At 50.2% G+C, this 215-nt stretch carries 1 pseudogene; it reads right to left on the reverse strand.

The features are described 5' to 3' along the window. Window positions 1-215: pseudogene (locus tag FDX22_RS24140) on the reverse strand (MFS transporter TsgA); the annotation flags it as partial.

Raw genomic sequence — 215 nt, forward strand, 5'->3', positions numbered from 1 at the left:
GGTATTGTTGCTGTTGGCAATCAGCGCAATAGAGACCAGACCAATGCTTGCGCAGATCAGCAGGAAAGTGCGCAGTTTCATCCATTTCACGGTGAACTGATTCAGGAACAGGCCAATGGCTTTCGTCACCCAATACACAGTAGTGAATAGCGCGGCATCCTGCGCCTGAAGTGTAAAACGCGATTGCAGGTAGCCCGGTGTCCACATGGTAAAAA

The sequence above is a fragment of the Citrobacter sp. TBCS-14 genome, assembly GCF_005280805.1.
GTDB classification, from domain to species: Bacteria; Pseudomonadota; Gammaproteobacteria; order Enterobacterales; family Enterobacteriaceae; genus Citrobacter; species Citrobacter gillenii.